The organism is Acetobacter okinawensis JCM 25146 (assembly GCF_000613865.1).
In the GTDB taxonomy this organism is placed as follows: Bacteria; Pseudomonadota; Alphaproteobacteria; order Acetobacterales; family Acetobacteraceae; genus Acetobacter; species Acetobacter okinawensis.
Genome location: NZ_BAJU01000002.1, coordinates 153,939 through 174,248 on the forward strand (window position 1 = coordinate 153,939; position 20,310 = coordinate 174,248).

Genomic DNA, 20,310 nt, shown 5'->3' on the forward strand with positions numbered 1-20,310 from the left:
CCGATCGAGACTTCATATTTCCAGTCTTCGGCCGGGGTGCCGGGTGGTTTGTCTGCCAAAGCCCAGTCCCGAAAAGAGATGGCGCTGTAAAGCCCGTGCTGTTTGGCTGCATTTTGGGTGGCTGTATAAGCCTCCCGCGTCAATCCCTCGTCTGGTTTGAGAATGCCATTATAAAAAAACATACGTCCGGAGACGCCAACCCAGTTTGCGTTGACAAAATGGGCGTTCATGCTCACGCCGGTTTCGCCCTGAGGGCAGGTTTTCAGTATGGGGTAGGTGGATGTGGGGTCAAGGCAGGCTCCATGGAGGAACAGTACGGCATGCCCTCCCGGCCCCCCTGCTATGTCTGCGCCAAAACCGGGCTTTTTGGAAATCTGGGAAACTGCGCAAAGTTCAGCCCACTGTGGGAAAAGGGCGTTGTAGGCGCTTTCCTGCTTTAATGGCCCCGGAGTGCGAAAGTCCGGCGGCGTGCAGCCTGCAAACGCAAATACGGCAAGCAACAGAAGGATGACAGTTTGTAAGGAGACACAAAAATCTCGAATTCCTAGAGCAACAACAACGCTACATAGCAGACGTTGGCTTGTCCCGCAGGCTAATGCAAGCCACATGGGCGTGCATGGCTAAAAGTGTGAGCTTAGAAAGTGCTTTGCAGTCTGGAACAACAGGCCTCTGAACCGAGGGGGTTTCATGGGCCGGGAGGATCATCTCCCATACTATGCGTGGCAGAAGAGGTGGTCGTAAGCTTTCCGGCATCAGGAATGTTGTCTATATTCAAAGGAATATGGACATATCCCGGATATGCAGCCTGCCCCGAAAAACATTTTGACATCGGAATAATATGCCGCCATCCTTGGCTTAGATCTGGGAGGTGTCAACGCTGGCATTCGGTCCATAGGGTCATAATAAATATCTACGATTGAAGTCCAATGACGGTCTTCTTGCCTGTGGTGGGCGTGTCTGACTGTACAGTCCGGCACTAGGTATTGGTGATGGATAAGGGTTTTCTCAAAGCAGGTAATCCCCGCACTCTTCTTGCCGCTTTTCTTTATTTTGATGTGTCATTCATGGTCTGGGTTCTGCTTGGACCTCTGGGTATAGCCATATCACATGACCTGCACCTGAATCCTGGCCAAAAAGGTCTGCTGGTGGCTATGCCAGTGCTGGCCGGGGCACTGCTGCGGGTTGTGGCTGGTGCGCTGGTTGACCATTATGGGCCACGTCGTGTTGCCATTGGCATGCAGTCTTTTGTTATTGCGGGTCTTGCTGCGACGTGGGTTTTGGCACCGCATACATATGTCGGTCTTTTTCCGGTCGCTTTTGTGCTGGGGGTTGCGGGAGCTTCCTTTGCTGTGGCTCTACCCTTGGCATCTGGCTGGTATCCTCCACAGTATCAGGGCACGGCACTGGGCATTGCCGGAGCGGGTAATTCGGGTACGGCGCTTGCTTCCCTTTTTGCTCCGGGGCTTGCTGCTCTTTATGGCTGGACCAACGTATTCGGGCTGGCAACCGTGCCGCTTGTTCTGGTGCTGTGCGCCTTTATCTATCTTGCCAAAGAACCACCCCGCCGCCCGGGTGCTGGTCTGGTGGCATGGTTGCCTGTGTTGAAAAAAGCTGATTGCTGGGCACTCATGTTCTTCTACGGGGTCACTTTTGGTGGTTTTGTGGGACTGGCCTCGTTTTTAACCATCTATTTTAATGACCAGTACGGACTTTCTCCCGCAATTGCTGGGAGTTGTACTGCGCTGGTTGTATTTGCCGGGTCTTTTATCCGTCCGCTGGGTGGTGCGTTTGCAGACCGCATTGGCGGGGAGCGGGCGCTGTGCATGCTCTATGGGGCAGCAACAGTTATTTTTGGCCTGATTGGTCTGGGGCTTCCGACAATCTGGCTCGCGTTTCCTGCATTTTTTATCGGCATGCTTGTGCTGGGTCTGGGCAATGGTGCCGTTTTCCAGCTTGTGCCAACACGCTTTCCGCAGCAGGTCGGCATATTGACCGGTCTGGTTGGCATGAGTGGTGGGGTGGGCGGTTTTTACCTTGCGTCCTCTCTGGGGGCCGCACGGCAGGCTACAGGTTCTTATAACCTGGGCTTTATGGCCTTTGCCGGCATTGCCCTGCTGGCGCTTGTCTGTGTCTCCCTTTGCCGCAAAAGCTGGAAAAAAACAGCCAGTGCGCAGGGGGCTGATCCAGCCAGCTTTTCCGCCATTTCCTGATTTCCTTTCAGACACGGATTATAACACGTGACCTTGAACAAGATCCACGTGCGCTCCAGATGCGCTCTTTTTCGTAGCCTGTCCGTCTCGGCTCCTGCGGTTGTACTGGTGGGTATTGTGATTACGCACCCAGCTTTGGCCCAGGTGGCCAGTTCCTCAACTTCTACCGCGCCTCAGACCGCCGGCCAGACCATTATGGCGGTGGAGAAAAAAAATACGCTCAAACCGGCTAAAACTGCGGAACGTCCCCCTCATACACAGGATTGGGGGGTGTTCAACGCCGGTAAACAGGCTGCCAGCGGTTTTGGAACAGTAGCGGGTTTTGGGCAGGCCCGCTGGGCGGAGGACTGGAGCGATCTTGCCAGCGTTCCGACCGAAAAAAGGAACAAGGACTGGTTCAACCGCCTTAAATATATACGCCTGAATACTACAGGCAGTATCTGGCTCTCCCTGAACGGGGAGGAGCGTTTGCGTTATGTGTTTGAAAATCAGCCGACAATGGGCACAGCGGGTAAGACCAACGCCAATCGCGTGCTGTTGCGCAACATGTACGGTGCTGACCTGCATCTGGGGGAGCATGTACGTGCCTACGCGGAGTTTTTATGGGGTGTGGCCGGGGGCTCCAATTACTATGGGTATCAGGCGGGCACGCAGCGCGAAAGGCTGGACCTGCAACAGGGTATTCTGGAAGTAAAAGGGCAGTTGCTTGGGGCCAGAATGGGTGTCATTGGCGGGCGGCAGGTGTTTGTGGATGCTCCTGTTTCCATGCAATCTGCGCGGGACCTGCCAAACGTGCAGCAGACATGGGATGGTGTGCGCGGTTACGCGGTGTGGAAATCTTTTCGTGTTGATCTGTTTGATTTTATGCAGACCAATAAACAGCCGATTGATGTTTTTTCAGACGGTACCAGTTATAATGCCCGCATGTATGGGGCTTATACATCGACCGCTTTGCCGTCTTTTTCCTTAATGGGACAAAAAAGCCAGATTTTTGCGGATGTTTTTTTTATTGGTTATCTGTTTAATGGGGCCAATGCGGCGCTGCCCCTTGCTCAGGCTGGCAAAACGGAGGCGGGCTCAACCCGCAGGGACAATATAGGGGGGCGCTTGTGGGGAAATGCCGGTCCGTTTGATGTTAGTCTGACCGGGGTTTTTCAGGGAGGGGAGTTCCGCCCTGCGCAAAAAGCGGCGCAGAGCCGTCCTGTCCGTGCATTTGCCGTGAACGGCAGTATAAGCTGGAATGCAAAAAACCTGCCAGGAAAACCCTCTTTTGGTATTCAGGCAGATGTATTTTCTGGCGGGAATTATCATAGCCAGAATGGTGCGGTGGGGACTTTTGCAACGCCTTATGTTGCACTCCCCTATTATAATGACGTCACACTTGCCCTGACATCGCAGAACCTTGTGGGGGTTGGTCCACTGCTTACGGCAGCACCCCGGCCCAATCTGCGCCTGAGGCTCCACGTGCCTGCCTTCTGGCGGGAAAGCACGCAGGATGCCGTGTACGGCACGGGCAAAACCTATGCCTGGCGTGATAATCTGCATGGGGGTTTTGTTGGCGTTTCTCCCCAGGCACAGATTGCATGGAGCTTTGCGCCACACTGGACATGGACGCACGATTTTGCCGGCTTTGCAGCGTCTCACGGTATGCATGATGCGGGTGCCAAAAGTGGTATGTTTTACATGCAGACAATGGAATTCAAATTCTGACCGATGATATCTGTATCTGGTGCGAACGAGAGGGGATGTCAGACATAATTACGATATCTGGTTCCCTATTGATTTTATTTCGTGTAAGGAACTATTGAGAAGCATCCCATCAAAGTTACCGTCAACGGCGGCGGTAACAGGATAACGGCGCGTGATTCAGGGGCCAACGGTGGCTCCTTGGCCTGAACAGGGCGCATTTGCATATACTGCAAATGCAGGAACCGTTACAAAATGGTGCAGTGTTTTACCCATCCTGCTTTCCATTATTTGGATTTTTCTGTTCTGTGCAGGATTTTTCCTGATCTGGCGTTACAGCCTGTCTGGCACGCACGCACCTGCTCATGCGCAGGCTTTGCCCCCCTCTACCCCCAAATTGCGAGGAGTTACGAACCATGACCACTACCGGCACTCTTGTTATCATCGGCAATGGCATGGTGGGGCACTATTGTGCCGAACAGCTGGTTATGCACGGTCTACATGAACATTATGCCATTCATGTATTTGGTGAGGAGTTGCACGATGCATATGACCGCGTGCACCTGACTGATTACATGACCGGTCAGGACGCGCTGGCCCTGCGCCTGCACGCGGAGGATTTTCATGCCGCGCATGGTATTACGCTGCACCGGGGTGTGCGCGTAACGGGGATCGACCGTCAGGCGCGTGTGGTGCAGAGCACGGAAGGTACCTTGCCCTACACAACCCTGATTATGGCTACTGGCTCCCTGCCCTTTGTACCTCCCGTTCCCGGCAATACCGGCACGGCAGGGCTTGTCTACCGTAATCTGGAGGATCTGGACTTTATACGCGCCGCTGCACAAGGGGCGCGGCATGGCACGGTTATAGGGGGAGGGTTGCTGGGGCTGGAGGCAGCCAATGCCTTGCGCATACTAGGCCTGCACACCAGCGTTATCCAGCTTGGGGGACACCTGATGTCCGCTCAGTTGGATAAGGAAGGCGGAGATGCCCTGAAATGCCGGATTGAGGCGCTGGGCATTGATGTGCGCACATCGCATGCGACAAAACAGATTGTGCCCGGGCAGAACTGCCGACATCGCCTGATTTTTGCGGACGACACAACTCTTGAGACGGATATGGTGGTGTTCTCCGCCGGTATTCGTCCGCAGGACCAACTGGGCCGCGACTGCGGTCTGGAGGTGGCTGCGCGTGGAGGCATTGTGATTGACCAAAGCTGCCGCACGTCAGACCCAGCTATTTTTGCCATTGGGGAATGTGCGTCCTGGCAGGAGCAGGTTTTTGGTCTGGTTGCACCGGGTTACGCCATGGCCCGTACGGTCGCTGCTATTCTGGCGGGCGAGGAAGCCGCGTTTACCGGTGCGGATATGTCCACCAAGCTGAAATTGCAGGGTGTGGATGTTGGCTCCATTGGAGATGCCTATGGCGCCACGCCGGGGAGCAGAAGTTACCGCTTTATTGGTGAAGCAGATGGCACTTACCGACGCCTTGTGCTGTCGGGTGATGGTACGCAGGTGCTCGGTGCCGTGCTTGTGGGCGATAATTCCTATTACGATACCATTCTCCAATATGTGCAGAATGCCATTAAACCCCCGGCTGATCCGGCGGTGCTGATTCTGCCACGTGGAGAAGGGGCAGAACTGTTAGGCGCAGATGCCCTACCCGATACGGCCATGGTCTGCTCATGCCATAATGTGACCAAAGGCGCGATCTGCGCGACCATAGATGCCGGGTGCACGGACCTTGCAGAGCTTAAGCAGACCACAAAAGCCAGCACGGGGTGTGGAGGCTGCGCAGCTCTTTTGAAAAGTGTTTTTGAAACAGAGCTGGAAGGCAGGGGTATTACGGTTGATCGTAGCCTGTGCGAGCATTTTTCCCACACCCGGCAGGAGCTGTATTCGCTCGTCAGGGTGCATGGTATCCAGACATTTGAAGAGCTGATGCAGCAGTACGGCAATGGTGGTCTGGGGTGTGACATCTGCAAACCTGCCGTTGGCTCCATTCTGGCTTCTGCATGGAATAAACCCATAACGGACCCGCTGTATATTCCTTTGCAGGACACGAACGATACGTTCATGGCCAATATGCAAAAGAATGGCACCTATTCGGTTGTGCCGCGCATTGCCGGAGGAGAAATTACACCAGACAAGCTGATTGTGCTTGGTCAGGTGGCTAAAAAATATGATCTGTACACCAAAATTACCGGTGGACAGAGAATTGACCTGTTCGGTGCACAACTCCACCAGTTGCCGGAAATATGGGGTGAACTGCTGGATGCTGGGTTTGAGACAGGGCAAGCCTATGGCAAATCTACCCGTACCGTAAAGTCATGCGTGGGCAGCACATGGTGCCGCTATGGTGTGCAGGATAGTGTTGGAAAAGCCCTTGATCTGGAAAACAGGTACAAGGGATTGCGCTCGCCTCATAAACTCAAGTTCGCAGTCTCAGGCTGTACGCGTGAATGTGCAGAGGCACAGAGCAAGGATGTGGGGGTCATCGCAACAGAAAATGGCTGGAACCTCTATGTTTGTGGCAATGGCGGCATGCGGCCGCGCCATGCGGAACTGTTTGCAACGGACATAGATTCTCAAACACTGATAAAATATATAGATCGTTTTCTCATGTTCTATATCCGCACAGCCGACAGGCTTCAGAGGACTTCTGTCTGGCGTGAAAATCTTGAGGGTGGTCTGGATTATCTTAAAGACGTTATCATCAACGATAGTCTTGGTATTGCAGAGGAACTGGAGCGCCAGATGCAACTGGTGGTGGACCGCTACCATTGCGAATGGCGTGATGCGCTGAGCGATAAAGATAAACTCAAGCGGTTCCGCACATTTGTAAACGATGCACGCCCAGACCCCAATATTCGTACCGAGGCTGAGCGCGATCAGGTCAAGCCTGCGGCCAACCTGCCTGAGAAAGGAACTTCTGTAGGTCCAAAGGCATGGACGGAGCTATGTGCACAAACCGATCTTGTAGAAAAATCTGGTGTGGTTGCATGGTGTGAGGGCAATCAGGTCGCCCTGTTCTATGTGCCACAGACGCAGGATAAACCTGCATGTGTGTACGCGCTGGATAACCATGACCCGTTTTCGCATGCCAATATTATTGGTCGTGGACTCATAGGGGAGATCAGGGGGCAGCGCGTTGTGGCATCTCCGTTGTATAAGCAGCATTTCCGTCTGGAAGATGGACAGTGTCTGGAGGATGCTGCGGTAAGGCTGCGCACATGGGATGCACGATTGGTTGAGGGCAAGGTGCAAATCAGGGTACGGGCCGATCAGGGCGTACCAGAATTGACAACTGCCTGACGTGGCTATGCCTGAATCCGAATTCCGTTCTGTCTGCCCGTATTGTGGTGTAGGGTGCGGTATTATTCTGGACGTTAGGGATGGAAAAATTGGCAGGGTGCGCGGGGATGCAGCGCACCCTGCCAACGCCGGTCGCCTGTGCACCAAGGGCAGTTCGTGTGATAAACCGCTCTATGCACAGGAGCGCTTAAAAACAGCAATGCTGCGCCCGCTGCGCACAGCAGAGGCCATAACGGTTCCAGTTGAACAGGCGATTGCAGCAACAGCGAAAAGATTACGTAAGATTCTGGAGGCGTATGGACCAGATGCCATTTCTTTTTATGTTTCTGGTCAAATGTCGATGGAGGCGCAGTATCTTATTAACAAATTGGCAAAAGGATATATCAGAAGCCAGTATATAGAATCTAACTCCCGCTTGTGCATGGCAGCGGCTGGGACGGGGTATAAGCTCTCGCTCGGGGCAGATGCACCACCGGGCAGTTATGAGGATATTGACTGTACCAATCTGTTTTTTGTTATCGGCTCCAATATGGCCGATTGTCACCCTATCCTGTTCCTGCGCCTGATGGACCGCAAGCGCTCGGGCGCAAAGCTGATTGTTGTAGACCCACGCAGAACAGCTACAGCGGAAAAAGCTGACCTTTACCTGCCCATACGACCGGGAACAGACCTTGCTCTGCTGAATGGCATTTTGCATATTCTCGTTGAAAATAACGCCATAGATCAAGAATTTATTGCACAGGCAACGCGTGAATGGCAGGTTATGCCTGCTTTTCTTGCTGAGTATACACCCCACCATGTTGCGCAGATAACGGGCCTGCCCGCGGCGGATATTCTGACAGCCGCACATTGGATTGCACAGGCCGGAGAGTGGATGAGCCTTTGGACCATGGGGCTGAACCAGAGTGTGGCAGGAACGTGGAATGCCAACGCATTGTGCAATCTGCACCTTGCAACTGGCACTCTTTGCAAACCTGGTTGCGGTCCGTTTTCCCTGACCGGGCAGCCCAATGCCATGGGTGGGCGCGAAATGGGCTACATGGGGCCAGGTTTGCCCGGCCAGCGCAGCGCGCTGGTTGCTGAAGATCGAGCGTTTGTGGAGAGCCAGTGGCGCCTCCCCCCCGGCACCTTGCGTGATGTGGGGGGCAATGGTGCAATTGCCATGTTCGGTGCCATGGAAGAAGGGAAGATCAAAGCCTGCTGGATTATCTGCACCAATCCCGTGGCAACAGTCGCTAACCGTGCGCATGTTATTCGGGCTTTGGAAAAAGCGGATTACGTGGTTGTGCAGGATGCTTTTGCCGACAGTGAAACCGCAAAATTTGCTGATACAGTGCTCCCCGCCGCCTTATGGGCGGAAGCGGATGGTGTGCAGGTCAATTCCGACCGGACCATGACGCTGGCACAAAAGGCTGTTGCTCCACCGGGGGAGGCACTGGCCGATTGGGAACTGATAGCCCGTGTTGCCTGTGCAATGGGGTTTGAGGAGGGTTTTTCCTTTACCTCTGCTGCCGATGTGTTTGCCGAGGCCAGCAGGTTTACAAACCCCAAAACCGGTTATGATTGTGCTGGCGTGACTTATGAACGTCTGCGTCAGGGTCCGGTGCAGTGGCCTGCGCCTGTGGGTGATGTACAGGCCCGCCATCCGGTGCGCTATGTGCCTGCGGGGCAGGAGTTGCCGGTTTTTCCTACCCCGGATGGGCGTGCGATTTTTTATGCACGGCCATGGATGCGGCCGCAGGAATGGCCAGATGAGCAGTTCCCTTTTGTGCTCAACAGTGGCCGATTACAACACCAGTGGCACACCCTGACCAAAACGGGCCGTGTTGCCAGTCTTAACCGCCTGAACCCCGGTCCGTTTGTGGAAGTGTCTTTGCAGGATGCCCAGTCCCTTGGGTTACAGGCCGGTGATCAGGTTAAGGTCACCTCCCGGCGTGGACATCTGGTTCTGCCTGCTCAGGTCAGTGATCGTGTGCAGGCAGGGCAATGTTTTGCACCATTCCACTGGAATGACCGCTTTGGCCCGGACATGGCCGTTAACGCGGTAACTGCGGACGACGTGGACCCGCTCTCTCTTCAGCCGGGCTTCAAGCTCTGTGCCGTTAGGTTGGAGCGGGTTGCGCCCGCTGCGTCCGTCTCACCTCCAACCGGTCAGGAAGAAGGAAGAGCCCCTATGCCGCTTGATACCCTGATACGCCATTTTGCTCTGGATGAACCTGCTCTTCAGCCAGAGTTGCCTGAACAGAGCAGAATATGGCTGAAGGGTTTTCTGGAAGGGTTGCGTATGGTGCCGCCGCAACCCGGTATGGTGCCAGATGTACCAGCTAACGCACCCTTGCCAACTGGTGTGCGGAGTTATGTGAGCGGTTTGCTGGCAGGGTTGTACAGCCGCGTGGGGGAAGGAGCGATTCAGCCTGTGCCGCAGGCGGCCCTTGTGGGGCGGCAGGCGATAAGGGTCTGGTGGGCATCGCAGACGGGACGTGCGGAGGCTCTGGCCGCCACTGTTGCATCATGGTTGCGTGAGGCAGGGTACGTGGTGGAACTTGCCTGTCTGGACGGTTGTAAAGATGCGGATTTTGGGCAGGGTAAGGCGATTTTTGTTGTCTCCACGTTTGGGGATGGAGACCCGCCAGACTGCGCAACATCGTTTTGGGATATTCTGCGAGCCCGCAAGGATGCCCTGAATGATCTGTCCTGTGCTGTTCTGGCTTTGGGGGATTCCTCCTATGCGAGTTTCTGCGGTTTTGGGCGCGCGCTTGATGAGCGTTTACAAGAACTTGGCGCGCATATGATAATGCCGCGTATGGATTGCGAGCCTGATTTTGAGGATACGGTAGAAGTCTGGCGTGGTCAGTTGTTGAGTGTGCTGGACAAGGCATCCACCTCTTCTGCAATGCCAGCCGCGGGTGGGGTGGCAACTGTTCCAGCTGAACCCAGAGTTGGCACAAGGGACGCGCCGGTTATTGCCCGTCTGGTGCTGAATGAGCGCTTGTGTCAGGGCGCTGCCAGTAAGGATACACGCCGCATTGGTCTGGACCTGGGTAAAAGTGCTCTGGACTGGAGGCCGGGTGATGCACTGGGTATCTGGCCATGCAACGCCATAGAGGTGGTCAAAATTACGCTGGCAGCCCTGAACCTGCCGGAGGATACACCCGTCACACTCAAGGGAGCGGGCACTGTGGGGTTGCATGATGCCCTGTTGCGGCACTTCGACCTGGCGCGGCCCAACCCCGCAATGCTGCATGCATTGGGCAGAACCGAAGGTGGTTACCTGCCAGAACTGTTGTCGAGCGCAAGGCTTGCCGTCACCGCACAGGACGTGCCGTCCCTGTTCCGCAGGATGCAGCCCCGGCTTTATTCCACGGCATCTTCTCCTCTGGTATCGGGGCGGGTGGTGGAGTTGACTGTTGGCATCAATAACGACCCTTGGCCGGGAGTGTGCACAAACTGGCTTGCCGGGTTGCCTGCCGGGGCGGATGTGCCTGTTTTTGTTCAGCCGACCACCCACTTCCGTTTGCCTGCCGATAACGGGATGGATGTGATTATGATCGGCCCGGGCACAGGGGTTGCCCCGTTCCGTGGTTTTTTACAGGAGCGCGAAGCCTGCGGGGCTACAGGGCGGAACTGGCTGTTTTTTGGTGAGCAGCACGCGCAGGAGAGTTTTTACTACCAGACGGAGCTGACCCATTTTGTGCAAAACGGGTGCCTGACACGGCTGGATACCGCGTTCTCGCGCGATCAGCCCAAGCGGATATACGTGCAGGACCGCATGGAAGAGGCGGGTGCAGAACTCTGGAACTGGTTGCAGGCAGGGGCTTTCCTTTATATCTGTGGAGATGCGGCGCGTATGGCGCGTGATGTGGATGCCGCATTGCGCCGGATTGTTGCGCGGCATGGGGATATGCCTGCAAGTCAGGCTGATGAGTATGTGGCCGGACTGACCAGAGGTGGGCGTTACCTGCGAGATATTTATTAATGGATAAACCTGCCTTATCTTCTGCACGCGCACCTATTAATGTTCTGGTCGCGGATGCAAACCCAAGACGGGCAAAGGCGTTGTCTGATACGCTGCGGGCCGATCCTTCCCTGCACGTTCAGTCTGTCCCCGTTGGCATGAGTCTGATTGATGCCGTGCACCAGTATTACCCCGATGTTGTGCTGGTAGATATGGCACGGGCTGACCGGGATGCGCTGGACAGTGTGCGTGCGCTATCCGTCCCCGCGCTGGAAAGGCCGATAGCGCTTTTTGTAGATGAAGATGATGTTAATCTGATGGAAACCGCGTTTGATACGGGGGTATGTTCCTATAATGTTTTGGATGCCCCTCCAGACGATGTCAAACCTTTGCTGCGGGCGGCCATTGCCCTGTACGCACGTTTCCAGCGCACGCGGGCAGAACTGAATGCCGCACAGCAGGAAATTGAAGAGCGGAAAATTATAGATCAGGCAAAAAAGCTTTTCATGAAAAATGAAAAAACGAATGAGATGCAGGCCTATCGCTGGTTCAGGGGGCGGGCGATGCAGACATCCCAACGTATTGTGACCATTGCCATGCAGTACCTTGCCGCTCAACAGAAAAGCGATTCACCATGACCAGACCTCTTCGTATTGGGTTGCTGCGCCTTTCCGATAGTGCGCCAGTTATGATTGCGCATAATGCGGGCCTGTTTGCACACCATGGTCTTGAGACTGAACTGGTGGTTTCTCCTTCATGGGCAAATATTGCAGATGGTCTGGTATGGAAGACGCTCGATGCGGCAATCATGTTTGCCCCTCTGGCGATGATGACGTCTCTGGGACGGCGTGGTCATACGTCCTCCCTAAAACCACTTAAAACACTAAGCTACGGTGGAAACACGGTCATATTGCGCGGCAACAACCCATTAACGGGTTTGTGGCCCGTGGGGGAGGAGGGGCGGGAGGCTTTTGAAAAATGGCGTGCCACAATTGGCCGCCGTCCCAGACTTTCGGTCGTGCATATGTATTCAACACATTTTCTGATTCTCAAGCGCTTCTTGTTATCCATAGGTGTTCATATGGAGCATGACGTTGAGATTCAGGTTATGCCACCACCAGATATTATAAATGCCTTGATTGAAGGGTCAGTGGATGGTGGATGTGTAGGCCCCCCATGGGGAACGGAAGCATGTTTGCGTAATCTTGCATTTCTGGCCGGGGGATCGGAGACCGTTATGCCACGCCATATTGAAAAACAGCTTGTTGTTCCAGAAGTGGTGTATGACAACCACCACGTATGTCATGCACTCGTCAGTGCTTTGGACGATGCAATGCTACCGTTACATGCCGTGGAAAACAGACAGAGTATTGCGCATGATCTGTCTGCATCTCTGGAAAACAAAGGACTGGACTTACCCGAGGAAGCAACATTGAGGGCTCTAAGTGGTGAGGATATGGCTGAAAGAACGTATTATATGCGTGCTTCCGGCAAAAAGGAAAATGTTACGTGGATGCTGGATGACATGCTGGGGTTGGACTGGATTGATAAAGAGGAATACAAGATTCTGGAAACAAAATGGAATGCTTCATTGTCGGTGCCACGTTCTACAAATTTGGAGACTTTTAAGTAAAGTCCAATCGATTGAAGCATTTTGTCTGTGCTGGAATGCAGGGGGTATCTTCTGTTTGTCTGGCACACTCCCCAGTATACCATGGCCACCTCATGTAACCATGAGCCTACCATGTCGGTATATGAAGGTAAGCTGAGTAGATTTTATCAAGACAGACAGTATGGAGTTTTGATATCAGGCAGCCTTATGGGTTTTGGACGTGGTTAAGGAAAATCCGGTTGAAGACACTAGGGCGCTTCTACCGGATAAAGTGCTTACATAAGGTTTGCGGAAGGCAATTTAGTATTTGCTAAGCTGTTGCAGTGTATCCTTGGGGGTTTGCAAGCCTGAATACTGCATGACCCCGAATGTCATTGTGGCATCGGGGGTAGGCAGGTCATTCTGACGCCATCCTCCACCCAGAGCGCGGATGAGCCAACAGTGCTCTGTAAGGCACGGGCCTGTACCTGCACACGGTCGATCCGCGCATCCAGCGTGTTGACCTGTGCGATCAGCGCATCCAAATAATTGTCTGCACCGCCTTTATACAGTGTCATTGTCAGCGTCTGTGCTTTTTGTGCTGTTGCCACTCCCTGTGCCAGACGTTCGGATTCTGCACGCAAGCGATTGGTGAGTGAAAGCCCGTTTTCGACATCCCCAAAAGCGGAGAGAACCGTTTTGCGGTAATTGTCCAGTGTTTCACGGTAAACAGACCACGAATGCTGCAATTGCGCGCGGCGTAACCCGCCTTCAAACAGGGGCATGGAAACCGATGCGCCATAAGACCACATGCTGTTGGCCAGATTAGCCAGGTTGAACCCATTGGAATCAAACCCGCCATTGGCGCTGAAGAACACATGCGGATAAAACGCGGCGCGGGCAATGCCAATAGCCCGGTTGGCCTGTGCCATGCGCCGCTCTGCTGAGGCGATGTCTGGCCTGCGTTCGAGCAACTCAGATGGCAGGCCGGTGGGTACAATCGGTTCTATATTGGTCAGGTCATCGGCGGGTGCGATATGGAATGTGGAGGGCTGCTCATTGACCAGCACGGCAATACCGTGTTCGAGCACCTCACGCTGGGCCTGCACATCCAGCAGGTGGGCCTGTGTCATGTAAAGCTGGTTCTGCGCTCTGGCCACGTCAATGCCGGTTGCGTCCTGATTATCCAGCCGGGTCTGGGTTACGTGTAGTGCCTGCTGGTAATAGGCGATGGACTGCGTGTAAATGGCATGCTGGGCATCCAGCCCGCGCAGGGCAAAGTAGTCTGTTGCCAGTTCTGCCTGCAAACTCAGTCGTGCGGCGGCATAGTCTGCAGCCTGTTCCTGCGCATAATATTTCTGCACCCGTACCCGGTTACGGATACCCGACCAGATGTCCGGCTCCCAGCTTGCAAGACCTGAATAGAACTCGTCCGTTGCTGTGATGGGGCCTTTGAAGCGGAACAGTCGATCGGTCGAGCTTTTGTTGTCGCTGGCACCAAATGCCATACCAAAATGTGGCAGCAACTCTGAGCGTGCTTCCATGACTATTGCGCGGGATTGGGAAAAGCGCTCCGCTGCGGCCTGAAGGTCCGCGTTGCTGGCAAGCGCTTGCTGTTCCAGCCCGTTGAGGGTGGTATCCCCAAACAGCGTCCACCAGTCAGGCTTCAGAGCAATGGTGCCGGGTGCTGCATCCTTGAAGAGTCCCTGCCCGTGCCACGATACAGGCACAACGTAGTGTGGCGGGTTATAAGCTGGTGCAAGGTCACATGCGCTCAGTGCTGTCAGGCAGAGCAGCAGACCACCCCGCGCCGTCAGACGACGCGGGGACAATGTGCGGAAATGCGAGAGGATCTGTTTCATTCGTCATCTTCCTCCTTTTCTGCGGCTGGTGTGCTGAGATATCCTTTTTCAGGCTCTACGGACCGGACTTTACCGCCTTCCATCAGATCTGCGGGTGGGTTGTTGATGATCCTGTCATCCGCAGAGAGTCCGGCACTGACTTCCGTATAGGCGTCCGACATCCGCCCCACGGTTATGTTGTGGAAATGTGTTGTGTCCTGTGCGTCGACAGTGGCCACCTGCATGCCATGTTCCTGGAACACCAGTGCGCCGGTAGGGATCGTATAAACCCCCTTGTCAGCTGGAGCACTCAGGGTGACGGAGGCAAAACTGCCGGGCCACAGCTTCTGCTCCGCATTGTCGATCGAGAATTCCGTGATCACAGTACGCGTGTTTGGGTCAAAGCCTTTTGCAATGGTCAGGAACTTGGCTTCAAACACAGTGTTGGGGAACTGGGGGACCGTAACCTTTGCCACCAGCCCCGGCCGCAGGAGCGAGGAAAATGTTTCCGGCACGGACACAAACAGACGCATGGCATGGGTATCGGCTACGGTAAACAGCTCGCTGGCTGTGCCGTTTGCGTTCATGCTGCCACTGCCGGCCCCGACATAATCACCCACATTGATATTACGGGCGATAACCACACCATCAAATGGGGCTTCAATATTTTTGAAGTGGATCATGGCCTGATATTGGGCAACCTTGTGTTCGGCTGCTTCCAGTTCTGCCTTGGCCGACTGCTCGTTCGCATTCTGTACGGATACGGACTGACCGGACACAGCCTGAGATTGCCCCATGGCCCGCCAGCGTGTGGCGGTTATAGTCGCTAGACCATATTTGGCCTGTGCAACCTTGAGGTCTGCCTGAGCTTGAGCATATTCCGCATCCAGCCGAGGGGTGTTGATTTCGGCCAGAAGGTCACCTTTTTTAACAACTGCGCCGTAATCGCGGTACCACATTTTCACGTAGCCGGAGACCTGCGCATAAATAGGCGCTTCGTACCATGCGCTGACTGTGCCAGGCAAAGTCATGGTTAAGGTTGGTGGTGCAGGCTTGGGGTGTACCAGAGCCACATCGGGGATCCGGTCATAGACTGCGTCGTTTTGGATGCGCACGGCATTCCGGGCGCGCTGGACAAGCAGGTATCCAATATCCGCCACCATGACAGCCAGAAGAAGAATAACAAAAATTCTGCCTTTGCTAGGAACAGACATCAGACAGCCTCCTGCCGGTCGGTCACATCCGTGCTGGATGGCTTTTCCGGACGATGATGGAAAATTGCATAAACACAGGGAACAAAAAGCAGGGTGGAAAAGGTCGCGACTATCAGCCCGCCAATAACAGCTTTGCCCAGAGGAGCATTCTGCGAATTACTGATCGCCATTGGCACCATGCCAATAATCATGGCTGAAGCTGTCATGATAACGGGGCGGATACGACCTATTCCTGCTTCGACCGCTGCGACCACAGCACTGCGGTGCAGGGCAAAGCGCTCCTTGGCAAAGGACACGACCAGAATGGAATTGGCCGTGGCTGTTCCCATGCACATGATCGCACCCGTTAGCGCAGGAACGGAGAGGCGCGTCTGGGTCAGGAACAGGCTCCACGCAATGCCTGCCAGTGCTCCGGGCAGGGCCGAGATAATAATGAAAGGATCAATCCAGGACTGGAAGTTGATCACAATCAGCATGTAGATCAGCACGACTGACACTATAAGGCCCGCTATCAGTTCCACATATGCGCCATGCATGGTGGTGGCCTGCCCTCGAATGTCCACGGCAACACCGCGTGGCAGGTCGCCCTTTGTCGCAGCAATGTCCCGCTTGACCTGTGCCAGAACCGACCCGAGATCCGTAAACTCGGTGGATACATAAATATCTATATCGGGCATGGAGTTGTAATGGGACACCTGACCAGGTGTGCCGACAGGAGTAATGGTGCTGATGCTCCCCAGAAGCTGCATGTCCTTGCCCTCGGGGTCGTTATCACCTTTATCAACAGGAATGGTCAGCAGGTTGTTGTAGTGCGTCAGCTGGTCCTGCGAGACATAGACATTCAGCGGGAATGTTATGCCGGTTTTGGGGTCAAGCCAGTATTGTGGGTCCACCGTCTGGCTGCCGGACAGGGTCATCAGTTCGTTGCTGGCTATGTCTCCTTCTGTCATGCCGGTAGCCTGCCCGAAGGTGCGATTACCCTGCACAAACAGTGTTGGCGTGCGCATGGTCTGCTGGATGACCGTATCCACCGCTCCGGGTATGCCTCTCAGGCGGTTAACCAGCAGGCGGGCATAGCGGTAGTTGTCACGGATATCCGGACCGGAAATCTGGATATCCACCGGTGCAGGCGAGCCAAAGTTAAGAATTTTCTCGGTCAGGTCAGCCGGCTGGAATGTAAAGACCGTACCGGGGAAGCTGGCCGAAAGCTTGCGCCGCAACAGGGCGCGGTAATCCCATACGGGGGAGACTTCGTCCTTGAGCGTAATGCTCAGGTCGCAATCCTGCGTGCCGATGGAGGGGGTGGGAATAAAGGCCTGATTATGCGGGCCTTCAGGTAAGCCGCAGTTGTTGATAATCCCTTCCACCTTGTTGGGTAGAATCTGCTCAATGCGGTCGTCCACCAGACTGGCGATACGTCCTGTAGTTTCTATCCGGGTACCAAGGGGCACACGCATGTGCATCTGCAGCGCGCCGGATTTGACCTCGGGGAAGAAGTCCTGCCCCACCACTGTAAACAGAACCGTGGATATGACAGATAGCCCCAGAAATAGCGGAACAAATTTGCGGCGCTGGTTGACCACACGTTCCAGAACCCGCCCGTAACGGAGCTTGAAGGCATGGAAGGCGTGTTCAAACTTGTTCTGGAATCGTCCAAAGAATCCTTTGGGGAGTGCCTCGTGCTCGTCACCATGCAGGCCGGGATGTACCTGCCCTGCGAGCAGGTATTTGGCCATGGTCGGCACCAGTGTGCGTGACAGGATGAATGATGCCAGCATGGCGTAAACAATGGCCTCAGCATGGGCATAAACAGCCAGCCCGCTACACCGCTGAGGCGGAAGAGTGGAGTCCACACAATGCAGATGCATAAAGTGGCAACGAGTGTGGGAATGACTATCTGATTGGCGGCATCTATGATGGCATTTTCAAGGTCTTTGCCCATCTCAAGGTGCGTATCGATATTCTCGATCATGACCGTTGCGTCGTCCACCAGAATACCCACAGCCAGTGCAAGCCCCCCCAATGTCATGACATTGATGGTCTGCCCCGACCACAACAGGCAGATAATGGCTGCCAGAATGCACAGGGGAATAGATGTGGCGATGATGATGGTAGAGCGCCATGATCCCAGAAACAGCAGCACGACCAGACCAGTCAGCACTGCGGCTGTCAGCATTTCGCGCACCACGTCGCGGATGGCGTCTTTAACAAAAACCGAGGCGTCGCTCATGACCGAAATATGCACGTCCGGTGGCACAAGCTGCTGGATGCGCGGCAATAGCGCCTTGGTTCTGGACACAACATCAAGGGTCGAGGCATCACCGCTTTTCATCACAATGACCTCAACACCCTGCTTGCCTTTTACAAGCACGAGGTTGGTTTGTGGGTGTCCGCCACGGTACACATTGGCGACGTCATGCACATAAATAACGGAGTTTCCTACGCGTTTAACAGGAATATCGCCCAGTTCCTGCATCGAGCGTGGTGTGGCATTGGTCTGAACCATCCAGTCCGTGCGGTCGATTTTCTGGTCCCCTGCGGGGAGGACGATGTTCTGCTTGCGCAAGGCATTCTGCACATCCATGGCAGAAAGATGGTGAGCCTGAAGCTGCTTCTGGTTCAGTGCGACCATGATAAAGCTGTCCATGCCACCGTAAGCCTGTGGCAGAACAGACCCGGGTACGGTCACAAGAATGGGCCGGATGCGTGTCATCGCGATCTTGAATAGATCAGAGGGAGTCTGCTTGTCCGATGTGACCTGCAAAGCCAGAACCGGCACAGAAGATGCATCAAGACGCATGACCATGGGGGCGGGAATATTGTCAGGCAACTGCTTGATTACGGTTTGGGAAATAGCCGTAACTTCAGCCTCTGCTTCGCCAATATCCGTTCCGGGCTGGAAGTAGATATTGACGATACTGCGGCCATAATACGAGCTGCTCTCCATATGCTCGATGCCCTCAACGGTAGAGGTCACAGCCAGTTCGTAATTATAGGTTATGCGTCCTGCAAATTCCTCTGGCAGCATACCGCCATATGTCCATACGACAGACACCACAGGCAGTTTGATGTTGGGAAATACGTCGGTTGGTGCGCGCAATACTGACAGCACACCAAACGCGAGAATGAGCAGTGAAAGGACTACAAAGGTGTAGGGTCGTTTCAATGCGGTTATGACTATAGCATTCATGCCTTCCCAGTGCTCAATGGAATGTGGTTGGGATTGGCCTGACGCTATAAATTTTTTATTTGAAAATCTTTTAGAAAAAAATTTATTGATATAAAAACAAAATTAATATTGGCGCATCCCTCATTATAGATGGCTCAGGATATGTTCACGCCATTGCACTGAGCCAGAGGTTGTCTTGCGCATGTCTGTTATGGAACTGACCAGATCAGATTCGCTGGTGCATGTGGCTTTATGCGTGGGCGCCAGTTTCCCTTAGCATGTAAAAAACTGGCTTAGCCCCATTGCGCGTAATGCGCGGCGATAGGCGATTGAACTGCGGTCGGCCGTAATGTGGGCTTCCAGCGTTGGGTCTAGTGGCAGGTTTTCTGGCCTCTGGCTCTCTACCAGCGCACGGTCCTCCTCAAAAACCTTGAGATTGAAGTCATAAACATCCTGTAATGGCAGGTCTTTATCAAAATTTCTGCACATGGGAGCGAACATCCGTGTTTGCCGTGCCGATACGGGGGAGGCGGCATTCATGATGACGAGGCGTCCATGATCGGGGAAATGAATTTCCAGCGTTGCGACAAAAGGTGCATGCACACGGAAATGCCGGAGCCATTCAAAGCCAGGGCGTCCTTTATCGGCTTTGCCAATCGGGTAATTGCCAACGCTGCTGCGATACTCCGCCTCAAACCCGTCCTGTGTGATACTGGTTTTGTAAGGTGGCACAACAGGGTTATCGGGATCTGCAAATGTGTCAGTATGCACAAAGGCAAAATGGGCGACGTCAATAAAGCCCTCAACCTGCCGCCCTGCAAAACCTGCAATATCAATCCATGGGCAGTTGATCTGCTGGAAGGATGGATCATCCCAATGCGGCATGGGCGGAATGGTAATGTCCTCCGCTGTTGCGAGCAGGCTGGTCCAGATCAGGCCATAGCGTTCTACCATTGGATAAGTGCGCAGGTTAAGCTTGCCTGGAATACTGCTGTCCGGGTGGGCTGGAACCCGAATGCACTTGCCCTGCCCACCAAACCGGAACCCGTGGTAGGCGCAGGCAACAGCCTGTCCATCGCCTTTTCCCATACTGAGCGGCACACCGCGGTGTGGACACAGGTCATTGGCAATTACAATGTTTTCACCCGCACGGTAGATGACCAGTGGGGTATCCAGCAAGGTTACCCCCAGCGGTTGGTCACCTAGCTCGCGCGTCAGTGCTACCGGGTGCCAGCATCTGGCAAGAATGGTCCAGTCATCCACATCAAATGTCATGTTGCGGGGCAAGCGGATATTTGGGTCGGAGGACGTGGTGGGGGTGATCATGCTG

8 protein-coding genes and 2 pseudogenes are annotated in these 20,310 nt (G+C 54.4%); 6 read left to right on the forward strand and 4 right to left on the reverse strand.

Annotated features, from left to right (window positions below):
- The first annotated feature begins 989 nt into the window (after nucleotides 1–989).
- The 6 genes from JCM25146_RS02155 to JCM25146_RS02185 all read left to right on the forward strand — a co-directional run bounded on the left by JCM25146_RS02155 (nucleotide 990) and on the right by JCM25146_RS02185 (nucleotide 12,798).
- The gene (locus JCM25146_RS02155; RefSeq protein WP_025825544.1) at nucleotides 990–2,210 is read left to right on the forward strand and encodes a nitrate/nitrite transporter; all 1,221 of its coding nucleotides are present in this window, start codon (nucleotides 990–992) and stop codon (nucleotides 2,208–2,210) included.
- A 33-nt stretch (nucleotides 2,211–2,243) separates the two neighbouring features.
- A complete protein-coding gene (locus JCM25146_RS02160) occupies nucleotides 2,244–3,920 on the forward strand; it encodes an alginate export family protein (protein WP_025825546.1) in 1,677 nt (558 codons plus the stop codon).
- 392 nt (nucleotides 3,921–4,312) lie between these two features.
- Nucleotides 4,313–7,210: a nitrite reductase large subunit NirB gene (nirB, locus tag JCM25146_RS02170; protein ID WP_025825548.1), complete on the forward strand. Its 2,898-nt coding sequence runs from the start codon at nucleotides 4,313–4,315 to the stop codon at nucleotides 7,208–7,210.
- 7 nt (nucleotides 7,211–7,217) lie between these two features.
- A complete protein-coding gene (locus tag JCM25146_RS02175) occupies nucleotides 7,218–11,186 on the forward strand; it encodes a bifunctional nitrate reductase/sulfite reductase flavoprotein subunit alpha (protein ID WP_025825549.1) in 3,969 nt (1,322 codons plus the stop codon).
- Nucleotides 11,186–11,803, forward strand: coding sequence for an ANTAR domain-containing response regulator (locus tag JCM25146_RS02180; RefSeq protein ID WP_025825552.1), 618 nt, complete (start codon nucleotides 11,186–11,188; stop codon nucleotides 11,801–11,803). Before JCM25146_RS02175 ends, JCM25146_RS02180 begins: the two co-directional genes overlap by 1 nt.
- Nucleotides 11,800–12,798, forward strand: coding sequence for an ABC transporter substrate-binding protein (locus tag JCM25146_RS02185; RefSeq protein WP_025825555.1), 999 nt, complete (start codon nucleotides 11,800–11,802; stop codon nucleotides 12,796–12,798). Before JCM25146_RS02180 ends, JCM25146_RS02185 begins: the two co-directional genes overlap by 4 nt.
- 321 nt (nucleotides 12,799–13,119) lie before the next feature.
- On the opposite strand, the pseudogene JCM25146_RS16565 reads toward JCM25146_RS02185, so the two are convergent.
- The 4 genes and pseudogenes from JCM25146_RS16565 to JCM25146_RS02205 all read right to left on the reverse strand — a co-directional run.
- Nucleotides 13,120–14,618, reverse strand: a pseudogene (locus tag JCM25146_RS16565) (efflux transporter outer membrane subunit); the annotation flags it as partial.
- Entirely contained in the window at nucleotides 14,615–15,811 is a 1,197-nt protein-coding gene (locus JCM25146_RS02195) for an efflux RND transporter periplasmic adaptor subunit (protein ID WP_025825557.1), read from the reverse strand. The gene JCM25146_RS02195 and the pseudogene JCM25146_RS16565, both read right to left, overlap by 4 nt.
- A pseudogene (locus JCM25146_RS16570) lies at nucleotides 15,811–19,001 on the reverse strand (efflux RND transporter permease subunit). The gene JCM25146_RS02195 and the pseudogene JCM25146_RS16570 overlap by 1 nt, the downstream one beginning before the upstream one ends.
- A 252-nt stretch (nucleotides 19,002–19,253) precedes the next feature.
- On the reverse strand, nucleotides 19,254–20,306 hold the full coding sequence (locus tag JCM25146_RS02205; protein ID WP_025825558.1) for an aromatic ring-hydroxylating dioxygenase subunit alpha: 1,053 nt from the start codon (nucleotides 20,304–20,306) through the stop codon (nucleotides 19,254–19,256).
- Nucleotides 20,307–20,310: the final 4 nt, after the last annotated feature.

What these genes read in the sequence shown, in the direction of transcription:
- JCM25146_RS02155 (WP_025825544.1), top strand. Translation starts at nt 990, where the DNA reads ATGGATAAGGGTTTTCTCAAAGCAGGTAATCCCCGCACTCTTCTTGCC.
- nirB (WP_025825548.1), top strand. Translation starts at nt 4,313, where the DNA reads ATGACCACTACCGGCACTCTTGTTATCATCGGCAATGGCATGGTGGGG.
- JCM25146_RS02175 (WP_025825549.1), top strand. Translation starts at nt 7,218, where the DNA reads ATGCCTGAATCCGAATTCCGTTCTGTCTGCCCGTATTGTGGTGTAGGG.
- JCM25146_RS02180 (WP_025825552.1), top strand. Translation starts at nt 11,186, where the DNA reads ATGGATAAACCTGCCTTATCTTCTGCACGCGCACCTATTAATGTTCTG.
- JCM25146_RS02185 (WP_025825555.1), top strand. Translation starts at nt 11,800, where the DNA reads ATGACCAGACCTCTTCGTATTGGGTTGCTGCGCCTTTCCGATAGTGCG.
- JCM25146_RS02195 (WP_025825557.1), bottom strand. Translation starts at nt 15,811, where the DNA reads ATGTCTGTTCCTAGCAAAGGCAGAATTTTTGTTATTCTTCTTCTGGCT.
- JCM25146_RS02205 (WP_025825558.1), bottom strand. Translation starts at nt 20,306, where the DNA reads ATGATCACCCCCACCACGTCCTCCGACCCAAATATCCGCTTGCCCCGC.